Source organism: Microseira wollei NIES-4236, from assembly GCF_020521235.1.
Lineage (GTDB): Bacteria > Cyanobacteriota > Cyanobacteriia > Cyanobacteriales > Aerosakkonemataceae > Microseira > Microseira wollei.
The window spans coordinates 1-15,995 of record NZ_BLAY01000072.1 but is presented as its reverse complement, the minus strand read 5'-3'; the positions used below and the strand labels follow the sequence as shown (position 1 = coordinate 15,995).

The 15,995-nt window shown below is 45.5% G+C and carries 13 protein-coding genes and 1 pseudogene; 7 read left to right on the top strand and 7 right to left on the bottom strand.

From position 1 onward, the window contains the following. Window positions 1-10 precede the first annotated feature (10 nt). The gene (locus tag MiSe_RS22900; protein ID WP_226585207.1) at window positions 11-1,405 is read left to right on the top strand and encodes a carotenoid oxygenase family protein; all 1,395 of its coding nucleotides are present in this window, start codon (window positions 11-13) and stop codon (window positions 1,403-1,405) included. Here MiSe_RS22900 and MiSe_RS22895 read toward each other — a convergent pair. Further along, window positions 1,350-2,693 carry an RNA-guided endonuclease InsQ/TnpB family protein gene (locus MiSe_RS22895; protein WP_226585206.1) on the bottom strand — a complete coding sequence of 448 codons (1,344 nt, stop codon included), beginning with the start codon at window positions 2,691-2,693 and terminating at the stop codon, window positions 1,350-1,352. The two genes, MiSe_RS22900 and MiSe_RS22895, sit on opposite strands and share 56 nt — an antisense overlap. A 49-nt stretch (window positions 2,694-2,742) precedes the next feature. Here MiSe_RS22895 and tnpA point away from each other — a divergent pair. From tnpA to MiSe_RS22875, 4 genes and pseudogenes are all read left to right on the top strand, one after another. Next, window positions 2,743-2,934: pseudogene (gene tnpA, locus MiSe_RS22890) on the top strand (IS200/IS605 family transposase); the annotation flags it as partial. A 179-nt stretch (window positions 2,935-3,113) separates the two neighbouring features. Next, window positions 3,114-3,698 carry a carotenoid oxygenase family protein gene (locus tag MiSe_RS22885; protein WP_226585203.1) on the top strand — a complete coding sequence of 195 codons (585 nt, stop codon included), beginning with the start codon at window positions 3,114-3,116 and terminating at the stop codon, window positions 3,696-3,698. 292 nt (window positions 3,699-3,990) lie between these two features. After that, window positions 3,991-6,075 (top strand): carotenoid oxygenase family protein, encoded by a 2,085-nt coding sequence (locus MiSe_RS22880; RefSeq protein ID WP_226585201.1) that lies wholly within the window; start codon window positions 3,991-3,993, stop codon window positions 6,073-6,075. A gap of 528 nt (window positions 6,076-6,603) precedes the next feature. After that, entirely contained in the window at window positions 6,604-6,948 is a 345-nt protein-coding gene (locus MiSe_RS22875) for a slr1659 superfamily regulator (RefSeq protein ID WP_226585199.1), read from the top strand. Between the two features lie 201 nt (window positions 6,949-7,149). Here MiSe_RS22875 and MiSe_RS22870 read toward each other — a convergent pair whose 3' ends face one another. From MiSe_RS22870 to MiSe_RS22855, 4 genes are all read right to left on the bottom strand, one after another. Then, entirely contained in the window at window positions 7,150-8,448 is a 1,299-nt protein-coding gene (locus MiSe_RS22870; RefSeq protein ID WP_226585197.1) for a dihydrolipoamide acetyltransferase family protein, read from the bottom strand. A gap of 282 nt (window positions 8,449-8,730) precedes the next feature. Further along, complete coding sequence (locus MiSe_RS22865; RefSeq protein WP_226585196.1) at window positions 8,731-9,180, bottom strand: YlqD family protein; 450 nt, start codon at window positions 9,178-9,180, stop codon at window positions 8,731-8,733. 73 nt (window positions 9,181-9,253) lie between these two features. Further along, entirely contained in the window at window positions 9,254-9,436 is a 183-nt protein-coding gene (locus MiSe_RS22860; protein ID WP_226585193.1) for a hypothetical protein, read from the bottom strand. Between the two features lie 34 nt (window positions 9,437-9,470). Next, window positions 9,471-11,459: an AMP-dependent synthetase/ligase gene (locus MiSe_RS22855; RefSeq protein WP_226585191.1), complete on the bottom strand. Its 1,989-nt coding sequence runs from the start codon at window positions 11,457-11,459 to the stop codon at window positions 9,471-9,473. Between the two features lie 206 nt (window positions 11,460-11,665). On the opposite strand from MiSe_RS22855, the gene MiSe_RS22850 reads away from it, so the two are divergent. After that, on the top strand, window positions 11,666-11,833 hold the full coding sequence (locus MiSe_RS22850) for a hypothetical protein (RefSeq protein ID WP_226585189.1): 168 nt from the start codon (window positions 11,666-11,668) through the stop codon (window positions 11,831-11,833). A 216-nt stretch (window positions 11,834-12,049) separates the two neighbouring features. On the opposite strand, the gene MiSe_RS22845 is transcribed toward MiSe_RS22850, so the two are convergent. Then, window positions 12,050-12,775 carry a Coq4 family protein gene (locus tag MiSe_RS22845; RefSeq protein WP_226585188.1) on the bottom strand — a complete coding sequence of 242 codons (726 nt, stop codon included), beginning with the start codon at window positions 12,773-12,775 and terminating at the stop codon, window positions 12,050-12,052. A gap of 159 nt (window positions 12,776-12,934) precedes the next feature. Continuing rightward, on the bottom strand, window positions 12,935-15,085 hold the full coding sequence (gene recQ / locus MiSe_RS22840) for a DNA helicase RecQ (RefSeq protein WP_226585187.1): 2,151 nt from the start codon (window positions 15,083-15,085) through the stop codon (window positions 12,935-12,937). Between the two features lie 274 nt (window positions 15,086-15,359). Between recQ and MiSe_RS22835 the strand changes: the two genes are divergently transcribed. Further along, window positions 15,360-15,644: a DUF427 domain-containing protein gene (locus MiSe_RS22835; RefSeq protein ID WP_226585186.1), complete on the top strand. Its 285-nt coding sequence runs from the start codon at window positions 15,360-15,362 to the stop codon at window positions 15,642-15,644. The last annotated feature ends 351 nt before the right edge of the window (window positions 15,645-15,995 follow it).

The following is a 15,995-nucleotide window of genomic DNA, read 5'->3' as shown; positions in this document are numbered from 1 at the left end:
ATAGGTAGATTTGAGTAGGTTTGGCAGAGCGGAACTACCAGAGGACTTGCAAGGTCACGTCTTTATTGTCGCTCCAGTGGGAAGCGTCGAATCAGGAGGTCTTCCTTACCCTGATGGAAACTCATGGTTGAATGGCGACGGCATGATTTATCGACTTGATTTCGATCGGCAGGGTGAAGTGAGGTTGAAGTCGCGCCTCGTCAAACCGCCATGTTACTACGCTGACAAGGCAACCCAACCTGGAACAAAGTATGAAAAGTATCAATTTAGCAATTATGGCATCTTAAGGTTTTCCGTATTTCTTGGCGCTCGTAACGAGTTGAATACAGGTTTTCTGCCCATGAAATTCTCTCAGGACGAACCTGAGCGTCTGCTAGTAACTTATGACGCGGGTCGTCCCTATGAAATTGATACAGAAACCCTTGAAATTGTGACTTTAGTTGGGGCAAATCAAGAGTGGAGGGGAGCAATGTCGCTTTCCTTGCCCTTTAAACCAGTTTTTAGCACCGCCCATCCAGTATTTGATGCCCACACTAAAGAGATGTTTACGGTCAATTATGGCAGGTCGTTAGGCAGTCTTCTTGAAACCACACCTTTGATTCACAAGCTATCTCAACTACCGCAAGAAGTTGATGAGTTTCTGAAAAAGAGCGCTAAGTTTTTGAGCGAAAATATTTTCAAAAATTTCTCTAGTATATTTTCTCCATTTTCTGAAAATTTTTTTCAATTTTGTACGAACTTAATTGAAAAGATAATCGGTGTAGAAGATTTTGTTTATCTGGTTCGCTGGGATGGTTTAGGGAACCTGGAACGATGGAAGCTGATCCTCCCTGATGGTTCACCGATCAAAATTAAGCAAACCATACATCAGATTGGAGTTACTAGGGACTACGTAGTAATTATGGACACAGCGTTCAAAGCTGGGTTAGGGCAGTTGCTCAATAATCCTTTTCCTGACAACAAGGAATTGGAAAGACAGCTGGGATATTTACTGACATGTCCAGTTTTGCCGGATTCCACTATATATATTGTTCCTCGTGATTACCTAAAATCTGGACAAAGTGCTGCACGCAATCAGCGAGAAGTTGAAGTTGTAGCGTGGAAGGTTGTGATACCACTCCCAGCAGCAGATTTTTTAGTGGACTATGAAAATCCACGCGGACAAATCACACTTCATATGGCGCATATTTGTGCTTGGGAGGTATCGGAATGGCTGCGAGAATATGATGTGTCTGCTTATTCACCCCATAATTCCTTACCTTCTTACTTGTCTGGGATAACAATGAATCCGATGGATATCAGTCGCATGGGACGCTATGTTATCGACGTAGAAAGCACAATTGACACTCTCAGGTCTGAAGACGCTGAGATTCTGCGGACAGAGAAGGCTTTAACCAAAGCCTAACCCTCGCTGCGGTCGTCAAACACCGCCTACCCAGTAAGCCTAAGTCCAAGCTTAGATTGCTGGCTACTTTACGCAAAATATTAGCAGAAGCATTCAGATCGGCATTAACAACCGAACCGTTAGCAGAACGATACAGCCCGCGATATATGCGCTTACCTGACGCTTTCCACCCATCTGGCTTTTCGCCATATTTGGGTAGGGAGTCACCATCAAGAAAGCTAGCCTGAGAAGTGTAAGCCTCTTCAGTTTCTACAAATCTAATATCATGTAAACTGCAAAGTTGCTTCAGTCGCTCCTTCAGTTTTCCCAAGGGCATCTGGACAAATTTCTGATTCTCGACTCGACCAAGGCTAGCACTTTCTTTAAAGCCTTCATTCCAGCCAATAACTAAAGTGCCAATCTGGTGTTTCAAACAATGTCGAACAATAATTTTAGCTGCCTTGTTGATTCCATCGCGCATTTGATGGTTGCGCTTGCGAGTAATCCTATCTAACCATTTATCCCAATATTCCTCCGGCCTACTCTGTTTGCGAGTCGCTACCTTTTTGTTCCACAGTTGATTCATCGCCTTTATAGCGCGAGCATCAATTAAAAAAGAGTTACCCAAGGTATCGACACAGGCCGCTAGGTTATCGGCGGTTCCCAAGTCTATTGACAAAGCACGATTTATATATAAATCGTGCTTTTCTTTTTGAACTGGATAGGACAGTTCTAAATAAAATGCACCGTTTTTGGGCAAGATGGTAAATTCTTTAACCTTTGAGCAGTCGATGTTTGATGGCATAGGCAGAAAGAATTCCGATATCCCAAACCACCTTCTAACGGTTAATCCCAGAGAAAACTTCAAGTTGCCATCAATAAGAATTGGCTTTTGACCGCCAGAGTTAGGATAGGTAACTTTGAACAGTTTTGAGCCTTTGAGATAGTTGGGTGGGCGTGGCTTAAAGTGTAATTCACCCTGAAAATGCAAATCTCTCAACCCCTTGAAAGACTTGAATGCTTCTGCAACTGACATCAATGTCTGCTGCATTGGTGTGGATGGTAGGGACTGAGCGATTGCCGATTTTGAGACTGATGGTTCGTAGATTAGGTCAAACTTTCCGGTCAGCAATTTGCTGGTTTTGAAAAAAACTTGTCTAGCGATGTAAACTCCACTGTTGTAGAGCTTGCCCGATTGTTGACAGAGGTATTCTAGTATCGCTTTGGTTTCTGGGTCTGGGTGCAGCAATATTTGCTGGACACCTATGCTTTCTTTGGTTTTTGGCATAAATTGCGAACTTGTTGACATGCTTATGGTAATCGACTACGATACCTATGTCAATTGTTATGCAACAAATGTCAAGCCTACTGATACTCCTCACTTGGTGGTCAAGGCTTTTAAGGGTAGATCTAGTTACTATCTACGAAGAGAGTTCCCCCAATTAAAAAAGCTGCCGTCTCTTTGGACAAACAGCTATTTTGTTAGTACTGCTGGCAATATTAGCAGCGATGCAGTAAAGCGCTATATTGAAGATCCTCACCATCATTGATTCTGAAATACGACTGCGATTAAAATCGCTCGCGTCGCTTTCCTCTCAGCTCTAAAGAGACTGAGTTTCCCGCTTCCCGTGCGTCTTATGAAAAGCCTATTGAGTCAAAAATCATCTCGGATCGCCAATGCACGTGGGGGCCAGGGATATACACATACCATGACAGAATACATTCAGATATGCCTCCAGGGAAACTCGAAGATATCTACTGGATTTCTTCTGGACTCTGGAAAGAACTGATGACAAAGTCCATGTGCGACCTATATCAAAACTATCAGTACCAGCAAGTGCCGCTGTCAGAGGTTTTGAGGTTAGCAGAAAAAGGCATACCAGCTTGCTTGTTCCGGCTACATACATCGTCGATGGAGATCGCCGACCACTATGAGTTTCCCAGTGGTTACACAGTGAATTCCCCCCAGTTCGTACCGCGTAAAGATGGTGAAGATAGTTCAATAGACGGTTACATTGTCTGTGCGGTTTTGTTTAAAAATAGCAATGAATTCTGGATTTTTGATGCCAAAAACTTAAAGCAGGGACCAAAGTGTAAGCTGAGACAACCCTCACTTAATTTTGGGTATACTTTGCACGCAGCTTGGTTACCAAATATTGGCACTCGCCAAGCTAGCTACAACATTTCAGTGAGGGAAGATTACCAAGATTTATTAGAAAAATTTCCTTACCCTTTACAGTTGAAGAAAGAGGTTGAGGAGTTGTTTGTTAATGAAGTGTATCCGCACTTTGATGGAGATCCAAAATCTACTTAAAAGTGGGATTGTAGCAACACTCAGATCTTGCACCCTGGCTCACACCAAAGTTTCTGGCAAATAGCTAAACTTGAAAGCCTAGATTTTTCGTAAAGAAACAAGGGTTTCAAGGCTTGTTGAGAATGGTGCAAGATGTGAGAACAGCAAAATTTTTTAGAGAGAGCTTTCCCTGCCATTCACCCTATAAAATGGTATAAATTGCGTCTGGCGTCCCTTGCGCGTGCCTTTGGCATATCGCGCCGAACCCAATCTACACTGTTAATATTGGCACATCTCAACCCAGGAGAGTCACATGAGCGAACCAACTCAAGACCTGACTGAAGCTGTAACTCAAGGCTACTGTAAAGTCCCAGAATCGATTATGAGAGCAAGTCGAGATGAACTCGATGACGTCAAACTGAAGATTGAAGGGAACTTACCAGAAGATATCCAAGGTCACGTATTTATCGTTGCGCCAGTCGGTTCTGTCAACTCTGGAGGTCTTCCCTATCCAGACGGAGACTCATTGTTAAATGGCGACGGGATGATTTACCGATTTGACTTTAATCAACCCGGTGAAGTGAGGGTGAAGACTCGCCTTGTCAAACCACCAGATTACTACGCTGATAAGGCAACACAGCCTGGAACAAAGTATGGTAAATATCAATTTAGCAATTATGGCATCTTAAGGTTTTCTCTCTCGCTTGGCCTCCGCAATCAACTAAATACGGACTTTTTGAAAATGAAATTCGCTCAGGACTCACAGGAGCGTTTGTTAGTTACCTACGATGCAGGTCGTCCTTATGAAATTGATACAGACACCCTGGAAGTGGTAACACCAATTGGCTCGAATCAAGAGTGGCGCGGACAACTTGATTGGGTAAACTTTCCGATTAATGCAAAAAAGTTTCCCTTCAAAAGTATTCTTAGTACTGCTCATCCTGCCTTTGATGCTTACGAAAGTCAAATGTTTACGGTTAATTATGGCAAATCAGTAAGTACTTTCATAGAAGACATGGCTTGGATTAACAAACTCAATAAAATTAATGAAAAAACAGAAATATTTCGTTTGTTTAAATCTGTAGGTGAGTCCTTCTCAAATGTCTTTCAGAAAAACCATTTCAAAATTATAGATATTTTAAAATTAAAAAGAATGAATTTGCTTGAAAAGATAATTGAAATAGAAATGGAAGATTTCACTTATCTGATTTGCTGGGATGGTGTCGGCGAACTCAAACGATGGAAGCTGATACTGCCTGATGGTTCACCAGTCAGGATTGAACAAACCATTCATCAAATTGGAGTAACTAAAGATTATGTAGTCTTGATGGATACGGCTTTTACAGCTGGACTGTCACAAGTGACAAATAGTTACTTTACAGAAAATAAAGAACTAGAAACACTTTTGAGGCACTTAATCGAACGTCCGGCTTGTCCAGATTCTAAGGTCTATATTGTGCGTCGATCCGACGTGAAAGCAAAACAAACTCCAGCATCCAGTCAGAAAGAAGTTGAAGTTGTTGTGCAACAAGTGGTGATTCCACTCCAAGCTGCTCACTTTCTGGTTGATTATGATAATCCCCAAGGAGAGATTACACTTCACGTAGCGCATATTTGTGCAATGCAAGTTTCCGCATGGCTCAGGAAGTATGATGTTTCTGCCTACAAACCCCATCATCCTGTACCATCTTACCTGCATGGTATGGAACACGATGAAATGGATATCAGCCGTATGGGACGTTATGCAATCAACGGAGAGACAGGAAAGCTGATTGAGTCAAAAGTTATCTGGGACTTTAGGTGTACTTGGGGTGTAGATCTCTACTCATATCTTGATCGATTGCCTACAAGCTTGCCTCCAGGACAGATGGAAAACATCTACTGGAGTTCTTTTGGACTTTGGCCACAACTGATGACAAAATTCATTTTCGATTTACACAAGGATTATAAGTATCAACTAATTCCCAAATCACAAGTTCTCAGCCTCGCTAAGAATGGCATACCACCTTGCTTGTTTCGACTACATACAAAGTCAATGGTCATCGCCGATCGCTATGAGTTTCCTTGTGGGTACATGATGCTCTCACCACAGTTTGTACCCCGTGGGAATGGTGACAGTTCGACGAACGGTTACATCGTGTGTGCCGTTTGTTTTGAAGACAAAAATGAAATCTGGATTTTCGATGCTAACGATCTAGCAAAGGGACCTCTATGTCGATTACATCATCTCGACCTCAAGTTTGGGTTTACGTTGCACACAACATGGTTGCCACAGATTGCCAGCCGCCAAGCTAGTTACAAGATTCCAGTGCAACAAGATTACCAGGAGCTAGTCGATCAAAACGATCCAGAGATGCAAAAGTTGTTTGAAGATGAGGTGTACCCCCACTTTGCTTGATAAATTCCCTATTAACTCAAGTTGCTAGTTATCTCATCCATAGCAGCTAATGGCGTGTAAGGGCTATCGCATTTGCCTAGAAATATTGCAGGTTTACGGACAAGATAACAGCGCAAATGCGATAGCCCCTACTCAGTAAAAATACTATATTAGCAATTAGCAATTAGCAATTAGCACTGTGCGAATTAGTGAGATAAAATCGTCACAAGGCAGCTATTGAAATTCGGCAAGCTGCGATTGAAGATGTGCGGCGGCACATCGGCTTGCCGAAAGTTTTTGACGATATTACCTTGGTTGTTTTGCAGCAGAAATAGCTACAGCGGATTGCTTTTCGAGTCAGGGAAAGCCTTTTGGCTTCGTTTGTATAGCGGCACCCTTAAGGGTGCCGCTATACAAACGAAGCGGTGTACCTCATGGGGAAAGCAATCCGCTATAAATCTTACAGAAACCCGGATTCTCAAGCAACATCCACTAGCCCCCAGATTAAGATAGATTCAAATAATAACTATGAAGTCGAGGGTTAGGATAGTGGAAGTAAAGACGAATGATTACAGGGTATGGTACGATCCGGAAACGGCAACCGTGAACTTCCAGGGGTTAATACGCGAAAGCCAAATCGCTGACTATAAACCTCTAGAGGAGTTGCTGGAGGCGATAATAGCGCAAAAGCCACCTGTAATTGCCATGAACCTACAAGAACTAGAATTTCTTAATAGTTCGGGGATGACTATCTTATCTCGGTTTGTAATCGGAGTGCGAAATAAGAAGATTATTCAGTTAGTTGTACGCGCTTCTAAAAAAATTGCTTGGCAAAATAAAAGCTTGGCAAACTGGCAGAGATTGATGCCCGGTATAACGCTGCAATATGAATAAGTACCAGGACTTACGCACGACCAACCCATCACCTTTGTTTCTTGCTAATTGCTAATTGCTAATTGCTAATACAGCATTTTTCCTAACACTAGCAATTAGCCATTAGCCATTAGCTCCAGGTTTAAGATAACTAGCAACTTGAGTTAGATGGCAAAATCAACTCGCCCCTACAAAAAATTGGGTAGGGGCAAGGTTTGTGAACTACAGCGTCAAAGATTGAGCATTGGTTTCAATTAACTTCGCCAAATCTTGCAAGAATGCCGCCGCGTGGGAACCGTAGATTACCCGGTGGTCGCAGGTAATATTAACTTGCATTTGTCGCCGCACGCCCATCATCCCATCTTCCGTTGCTACGACTTGGGCGCGAGATGCCCCAATTGCCAAAATTGACCCTTGTCCGGGGGGTAAGATGGCATCGAAGCGGTCTACGCCAAACATGCCTAAATTCGATACCGTAAACGTACCGGAATTATACTCTTGGGGTTGCAACTGTTTGGTTCTGGCGCGGTCTACCAAATCTTTCCAAGTGCGCGAAAGCGAGTAGATGTCCATCTGGTCGGCTTTTTGCAATACGGGGGTAATTAACCCGCCGTCATCCATCGCCACTGCTACGGCTATATTAATTGCCGCTGGATATTGAATCCCTTGAGGGGTGTAGTTCGCATTCAGTAGCGGGTGTTTTTGCAGCGTCACCGCTACCGCTTTGGCTAGCAGCGCCGTCATGGTGACGCCTTTGGATTTGATTTGCTTGTAGAGCTTATCCAGATTATCGGTGGTTATGGTGTAGCCGACGTGGAAGGTAGGCACTTCCAAGCTCACCATCATGTTCCGCACCACGGCATTTTGCAGCGTGGTCAACGGTACAATTTGACCGGGAATTGCCGCTGCGGGGGCGCTGACGGGTGCGGCGGTGGGTTTGGCTGCTGGTGCGACGGGTGGGGGCGCTACGGGCGCTACGGGCGCTACGGGGGCGACAGAGGCGACGGGTGCGGGTGCTTTTCCTACCGCTGCTTCTACATCTTCTGCCACAATGCGACCGTGGGGGCCGCTACCGCTGAGGCCGTTTAAGTCAACTTTGAGTTCTTTTGCCAACTTGCGGGCGCGGGGGGATGCTACGATGCGTTCGCTTCTCTTAGCGCCATTCGGTGTTTCTGCTGCAACGGCAACTGGTTCTGGCGTCGCCGCTGGTGCTGCTGGTGCTGGTGCGGCGGCTGGGGTTTTTCCGCCTGCTGCTTGCTGTTTTGCCAGTTCAATTTCTGCTTCTGTTTCTGCTAACAAGGCAATGGCAGCACCCACCGGCGCTGCTTCCCCCGCCGGCACGACGATGGTCGCCAGATAGCCTTCATAGAAGGATTCTACGTCCATATCTGCCTTGTCCGACTCCACCACCACGACGGTTTCGCCTTTTTCTACTTTGTCCCCCACAGACTTAACCCAGGAAACGATTTTGCCTTCTGTCATCGTGGAACTGAGGGCGGGCATAAAAACTTCGTGAATCATTGCTAGTTGCTAATTGCTAATTGCTGATTGGTAATTGGTAATTGGTAATTATTTCATATTTTAGATTTCAAATTGCAGATTTCTCCGTGCCTCTTTAATTTGCCATCTGAAATTACCCATTACCCATTACCTCTATTTCTAATTAACGCAACTTGCTAGTTATCAACGGCTTTGCTAATTTCTAGCTTGCTAATTGCCAGCTTACTCTTATAGCATTTTTCCTGACATTAGCCATTAGCCATTAGCCATTAGCCGCTTGTTTGAGATAACTAGCAACTTGAGTTAAATATCGCCGCGAATTTCTTCCACCATCCCATCGCGCAGCAGAATTTCTACCTGCATTTTCTGGATTAAGTTTTCTCCAGGCTCGATGGTGAATACGCTTTCAATCGTACCTTGATTGACTTCTTGGTTGAGTTCGAGTACCTGCACTTGCTGGAGTTGTTGCAGCAGCTGATTTTTCTGGTCTAGCAGTTCGCTTTTCCTTTGATTCACTTGGGATTGAATGCTCTCAATTTGTTGCATTACTTGCGGCCCAGGGGGTTGGATGCTTTGTTTTTGAATTTCGTTAATCGCCCGCTGTCCTTGAATTTCTAGCTGTTGCAATTGTTGGTCGAGTTGATTCAGTTGCAATTGCAGCTGTTGCTGGGCTTCTTCTTTCCAGCGGGGAGTGACAATTGCTTTAACGTTGACTGGTCGTTTCAGCAGCAGTTTGTTGGTCGAGACTTCCATATTTATATTGTTAGTTCAGTGCGGGAGCATGTTGTCAGCTTTTTGTCAAGACTCAGTTGTGTAGGGGCGGGTTTTACCAACCACAGTTGATATAAACCCGCCCCCACCTCACCGGGAACGCTAAAGCGCCTACTACGAGCGGTTCTGGCACTTTAGCGCCTACTACGAACGGTTCTGGCGCTAAAGCGCCTACTACGAACGGAGACTTCGCTTTTGTCCAGACAACCTGGGGTTGAATCCCAGAAATTGTTGGCACAAATGAGAAAGCCCCTACATTATGCTGACGGCATTTAGAACATCCCGTCAATCATATCGCGATAGCGTTCCGTTACGACGGGGCGGCGGATTTTCAAAGTTTGGGTCATCATGCCATTTTCGACGGAAAATGGCTCTAAAATCAATTTAAACGCGCCGATGCGGTCGTCGGGACGGTAACTGGGGCGGTTTTGGACTTCGCGGTTTAATTCTTTGCGGAATAAGTCCTGAATCGGTTTACTATTTAGATCGATTTCTGGCTTGCCTTTAGCGTCGGGGGGAAGGGTTTGATTGGGTAGGCGCAAGATCGAGTTTTGCGACGCCGCCCATTGCTGGAGGGCATCCAGGTTGGGCACAATTAATGCACCGAGCGATCGCATATCTTGTCCCACAAGCATAATCTGGTCGATGTACGGACTCCGCAAGCAAGCATCTTCAATTGGTTGCGGTTCGATGTTTTCCCCGTTGGTTAAAACAATCGTATCTTTTGCCCTTCCTGTCAGCACCAGGTCATTTTTATTCGTCACCCAACCCAAGTCACCGCTATCGAACCATCCTTCTGAATTAATCGCTTTCGCAGTTGCTTCCGGATTGCGATAATATCCTGGCATCACCTGCGGCCCTCGAATTAAGACTAAACCGCGAGAACCTGGTTTAACATCTTTCCAGGTTTCCGGGTCTACAATCCGAATTTCTGTACCGGGTAAGGGTTTTCCAGCGGAACCGCGCAAGTTATCATCAAGACGACGGGCGGTGACAACGGGCGCAGTTTCTGTTAGACCGTAACCGACTAGCACTTCAATGCCGATGATTTCAAAAAAGGTATCCAAGTGCATCGCCAGGGAACCGCCGCCGCTGATGACTTGTTTAATTTTACCGCCAGTGGCTTCCCGGACTTTACGATAAACGATTTTTTCCCCTAAAGCGTGGAGTGGCGACAGGACAGCTGCCTTAATTTTAGCCACCAGGCGTTGGGAACTAGAAGGATTGCGTTTTTCCAGATGCAACCCTTGAACGATTCGCCGCGCCTCGATATATTGCTGAGAGATGCCTAAAAAGAAATTAATCAGTTTTTGCTTATTTGGAGGTTGTTCGCGGAAAGATTTTTGCACCCCTTCATAGATAGATTCCCACAAGCGGGGAACGCCTACCATAAATTGGGGTTGAAATTTCTTTAAATCTTGTTTGACTTGGCGGAGATTGGTGTAAATTTGGGTGCAGCCTTGGGAAAGCAGAAAGTATTCGCAACTGCGTTCGTAAGCGTGCCACGTTGGCAGGATGCTGAGGACGCGATCGCCCGCCGATGGTTGTACAATTACCCCTATCGTTACGATTTGGTGCAATAAATTCCCGTGGGACAGCATCACGCCTTTGGGTTTCCCCGTCGTCCCGGAGGTGTAAAGTAGGGTTGCCAAGGTTTCCCGATTTTGGTTAGCTGGCTGTAAAGGTTGATTTTCTCCTTTTGCCATCACTTGGGCAAAGTTGAAAACGTTTAAGATACCTTTGGCATCGGGTTGTTCATCCGAGAGTAACACGACTAATTGGATGGGAAGATCGTAGATGCGATCCCCCAATTTTTTCAACGTCTTCAGGTCTTCTACCACCAAAGCGTTGCTGCCACTATTTGCCAAAATATACAGCAGTTCGTCTTTATCCGCCCCCGAACTGCGAACCACGTTTGCTGCCCCTGCCATAATTATCCCTTGATCCGCAATCAACCAACGGGGACAGTTATCGGAAAATAAGGCAACTCTGGGAGGTTCGTATGCTGGTACGATTCCCAATACTTGCAATCCAGCCGCGAATTGCCGCATCTGCTGGTACAGTTGAGCGTAGGTGAGAATTATTTCTGGTTTGGCATGGGGGTCGTGCAAAGCGACGATATTGGCATACTTTTGCGCCGCAATCGCCCAAACTTCCGGAACAGAATCTACCCCAGAGTAATCTACCAAACTCTTCAACGCCAGACGGTCTTGTTCGGTGAGTTTAAAAGCAGGGGTAGACGTAGGGCTATCTTTTAACATAGGGGATACTTGATCTTGATTTGGCTGTGATTCCACCTTATCCCGCTACGACGCTTTATTATACCCCCTGCGTGGACAGAATTGTTGGGTGTCTCATCAGTAAAGCTTATATCACCTACAAGTAATTCAAACCTTTGGGCGCTTTTGTTTTGAGGATTTTTGCTTGATACTTAATTAAATAAGCTATATTTTCGGAGGTTATAGCTATGAGTTTAGTCGATTGTCTGTTGATGACGCTGTTCAACGCTGCTTTCTGCATCGCCTTACCTAAAGTAATTTTTTTGATGCAGCAAGAAAAAGCGAACCGCAGAAAAAAATCCCAGCTTGACTACGTCCCACAACATCATACCACAAAAGTTCCCAGTTTTCCCTAGAATAGCAAACAAACTGGATTGCGGCAACCTTGTCGCTACCCATAAAACCCGCCCTGCACTCAACTCCCCGGCTAATAGAGAAAGTCCACTCAAGTGGACTATATCTAGGTTGCATCCTGAGCGGTGTACGGCACCATCTCCTGCATATCTGGAGTTGCTGCGTAAGTCTTGAAACAGAGCTACGCCTGCGCCGGCTGTAAAATCTAAGGGGGGCGCTCAAACCGGATTTGCTATTCTACTTAATACCGCTTCATTTGCCTCTGTCGAAATGGGTAACTCTTGTATGTTCAATTGCTGGCGCACCTTTTCTAGAGGCGTTTCCCAAAGGGTATTCCATTGAATGCCAAATAGCGGTTTGGCGCGCTTTCCTAACATCCAACCCTGGGTCAAGGCGTCTAAGTGAGCGCCACACAATTCTATATCTTCCAAAGCGGTTTTCATTAAATTTTTGGCAAGCATTGCCAGCCATAACTTTGATGGATATATCTGTGCGGCATAGAAGCCTTGGAGTTTAATTTCTCCTGCTTTGTCTGCATCGCATCCGGTGACTACATGCCAGATGTCGTGGGTTTCCGCTATATGCGCGCCTAAAAAGGAAGCTACATCATGCACTTCGCTTGTGGGAGGAGGACTAAACCCATTTTTGAGCATGTGATCTGCGTAGATATAGCCCAGGGTATGGGTAGGTAATTGATGCAGTTGTTGCAGGTCAATTTTACCTAAACGGGGACGTTCCTGTAAAGCTTGTTTTCCTTGGGGATAGCTGGAGAGAAACCCAAGCATTTGTTTGGCGTTTTCTTCATCGGTAATAGCCTGGGATAGCTGTGCGATCCCTCTGAAGTCACCATAGGGAGCTTGCACAATTTTCCAGAAACGATATCCAATTAAAATTGACCGCCACTGCTGTTTTAACCGTTTGATTAAATTCATAATTGGAGCCATAGAAGTAGTAAGAATCCACGCCGAACCCAGAAACCGGGTTTCTTGCTAGAGAAACAAAGGTGATTTGCGTAAGAATCCATCTAGATATAACATAGAGTTTTTTGGTCGCCGCGATCGCACTCGGTGGACAGTTAGCTTATTGGCTGTGACACCAGCCAGTTATTCGGTTTGCTTTTTTCGCCAAAACGCTTTCACCAAGCGAATTTCATCATAGGTGAACTGCTCTCCCAGATATTCATAAATCGGTTTGAGCGCCTCAGTATCTCCTATCTCTTCTATCGCTGCCATAATAATTTTTTGCCGCTCTGGAAACACCAGTCCTGCTATATCTATTTCTTTCCCCATTTCGATCATTTCTGCTAAATGACTGGTAATCGTGCTAGTTCTCAAATTCCGTTGTTGAGCGATTGACTCGATGGATAAACCTTGTTCGTATAAGTCCAAAGTAATTAACTGGGTGTAGTTTGGCGAATCGGCTTTTTGGGCAATCTTACTTACCCCTAATCCTTGTTCTTGGCGATAAGCTTTGATTTCTGATAAAAACCTTTCGCCGTATTGCTCTAGTTTGCGCGCGCCAACTCCCGAAATCGTGCCAAATTCAGCTAAAGTTTGGGGTTGGACTTGCGCCATTAATTTTAAAGTAGAATCGTGGAAGATAACGTAAGGAGGAACCGAGTGTTCGTCGGCGATTTGTTTGCGGAGTTGGCGCAGTCGGTCGAATAATAGTTCAAATCCGGCTTTCTTCAGATTGGTTTCTGCTAACGTTGTCGTTGGTTTCTTCGGAATGGCGATAGAAACAGAACGCTGACGCCGCATTACTTCCCAGCTTAGGGCGTTGAGCTTGAGGACGGCGTAACCATCGGTGGTTTGATCTAATAATCCTTGATTCAGCAGCGATCTCGCCAACATTTTCCACTCTTCTGCTGTCTTATCTTTGCCAATTCCATAAGTAGAAAGTTCGTCATGTTTATTCTGTAAAACCTTTTGTCCGCGAGAACCCCGCAGCACATCTATAATATGATTCATACCAAACTTTTCCTTACACCGGGCGACGCAAGACAGAAACTTCATCGCCTCAATTGTCCAATCTTCCACAGGTTTAGGCGCACAGCAGTTATCGCAATTGCCGCAATTTCCGGCAAAATATTCGCCAAAATAACTTAACTGCATCGTGCGGCGACATTCGGTTCCTTCGGCATAATCAATCACCCGTCGCAGTTGCTGACGCGCAATCATTTGTTCTTGTTCGTCGGGTTTTTGGTCAATTCCCCATTCTATTTTCTTAATATCGCCGAAGCTGAAATAGATAATACAGCGGGAAGGTTCCCCATCTCGTCCCGCGCGTCCAGATTCTTGATAATAACTTTCTAAATTGCGCGGCAAGTCATAATGAACAACAAATCGCACGTCGGGTTTATTAATCCCCATACCAAACGCAATTGTTGCCACCATTACCTGCACGTCGTCGCGGATAAATCTGGTTTGGTTTTCGGCGCGTTCTTCGTCGGTTAATCCGGCATGGTAAGGTAAAGCTTTAAACCCATCTTTCTGCAATTTAAACGCCAGTTCGTCTACCCCTTTGCGACTGAGACAATAGACAATTCCCGCCCCCTTTGCCTGCTTAATTTCTAGCAATAATTCGGTATAGCTGTTTCTCTGTTTCGGACGAACTTCGTAATAAAGATTTTTGCGGTTAAAACTAGCAATATGAATATTAGGTTCGTGCAGCGTTAACTGTTCGATAATATCTTGGCGCACGCGCTCGGTGGCTGTCGCAGTTAGCGCCATAATCGGTATATCTGGATATCGCTTACGCAATATTCGCAACTGACGATATTCCGGGCGAAAATCGTGTCCCCATTCAGAAACACAGTGCGCTTCATCGATAGCAAAACTATTCAGTCCAATTTGATGCTTGACTAAATCTAAGAATGGCAGAAATCTTTCGCTGACGAGACGTTCTGGGGCGACGTAAAGTAGTTTACTTTTTCCATTTAGAATCGCTTCTTCCCGGTGTCGCACCTGCCAAGAGTTCAGACTACTATTAAGAAAGGTCGCCCCAATGCCATTATCGTGCAGTGCATCTACTTGGTCTTGCATTAAAGATATCAGCGGCGATACAACCACAGTTAAACCAGGTTTAAGTAAAGCAGGGAGTTGAAAGCAGAGAGATTTGCCGCCGCCTGTGGGCATTACAATCAATAAATCCCGGTTTTGCAGCGCTTGTTCGATAATCTGTCGCTGTCCTGGACGAAATGTATCGTAGCCAAAATAATGTTTGAGTGCCTTTTCCAGGGTATGAGTCTGCATGGTAGACGGCTGTTGCGGGTGCTGGGATTATTTTAGACTTGCAAGCTTGAGTTTGTGCGGCTCTTAACCGAAAAGCCCCCCTTGCCTTGGGGAGTTGGCTCCTAACCGAAAAGCCCCCCTGGCCTTGGGGAGTTGGCTCCTAACCGAAAAGCCCCCCTGGCCTTGGGGAGTTGGCTCCTAACCCAAAAGTCCCCCTTGGGAAGGGGGGTTGGGGGGATCGATGCGTCAGTCCTGCTCATAATAGTAAGTGGACTTTACAAAACAAAACAAACCTATGCCGAAAGCAGTTTGGAATGGTGCTACTTTAGCCGAGAGCGATCGCACCGTCGTCGTCGAAGGAAACCACTATTTCCCCCCCGACGCCATTAACAAACAATACTTCAAAGACAGCAGTACCCACACCACCTGTTCCTGGAAAGGCGTAGCGAGCTATTATACCATCGAAGTCGATGGACAAGCGAACAAAGACGCCGCCTGGTACTATCCCCAGACAAAGGACGCGGCTAAAAATATTGAAGGCTACATCGCCTTTTGGAAAGGCGTGAAAGTGGAGGCTTAGTTCTCCTCAGACTGAAGTCTGGGGCTACACAGACAAAACCTGCCTACGCAGGTTCCTCTCTCGTCTCTCGTTCCTACGCTCTGCTCGTCTCTCGTTCTCTCGTTCCTACGCTCTGCGTGGGAACGCATTCAGGAGGCTCTCGCCTCCGATTATTTTATCCGCTTTTCTCTAGTTCCTACGCTCTGCTTTCTTTCTCTCGTTCCTACGCTCTGCGTGGGAACGCATGAAGGCTACATCGCCTTTTGGAAAGGCGTGAAAGTGGAGGCTTAGTTCTCCTCAGACTGAAGTCTGGGGCTACACAGACAAAACCTGCCTACGCAGGTTCCTCTCTCGTCTCTCGTTCCTACGCTC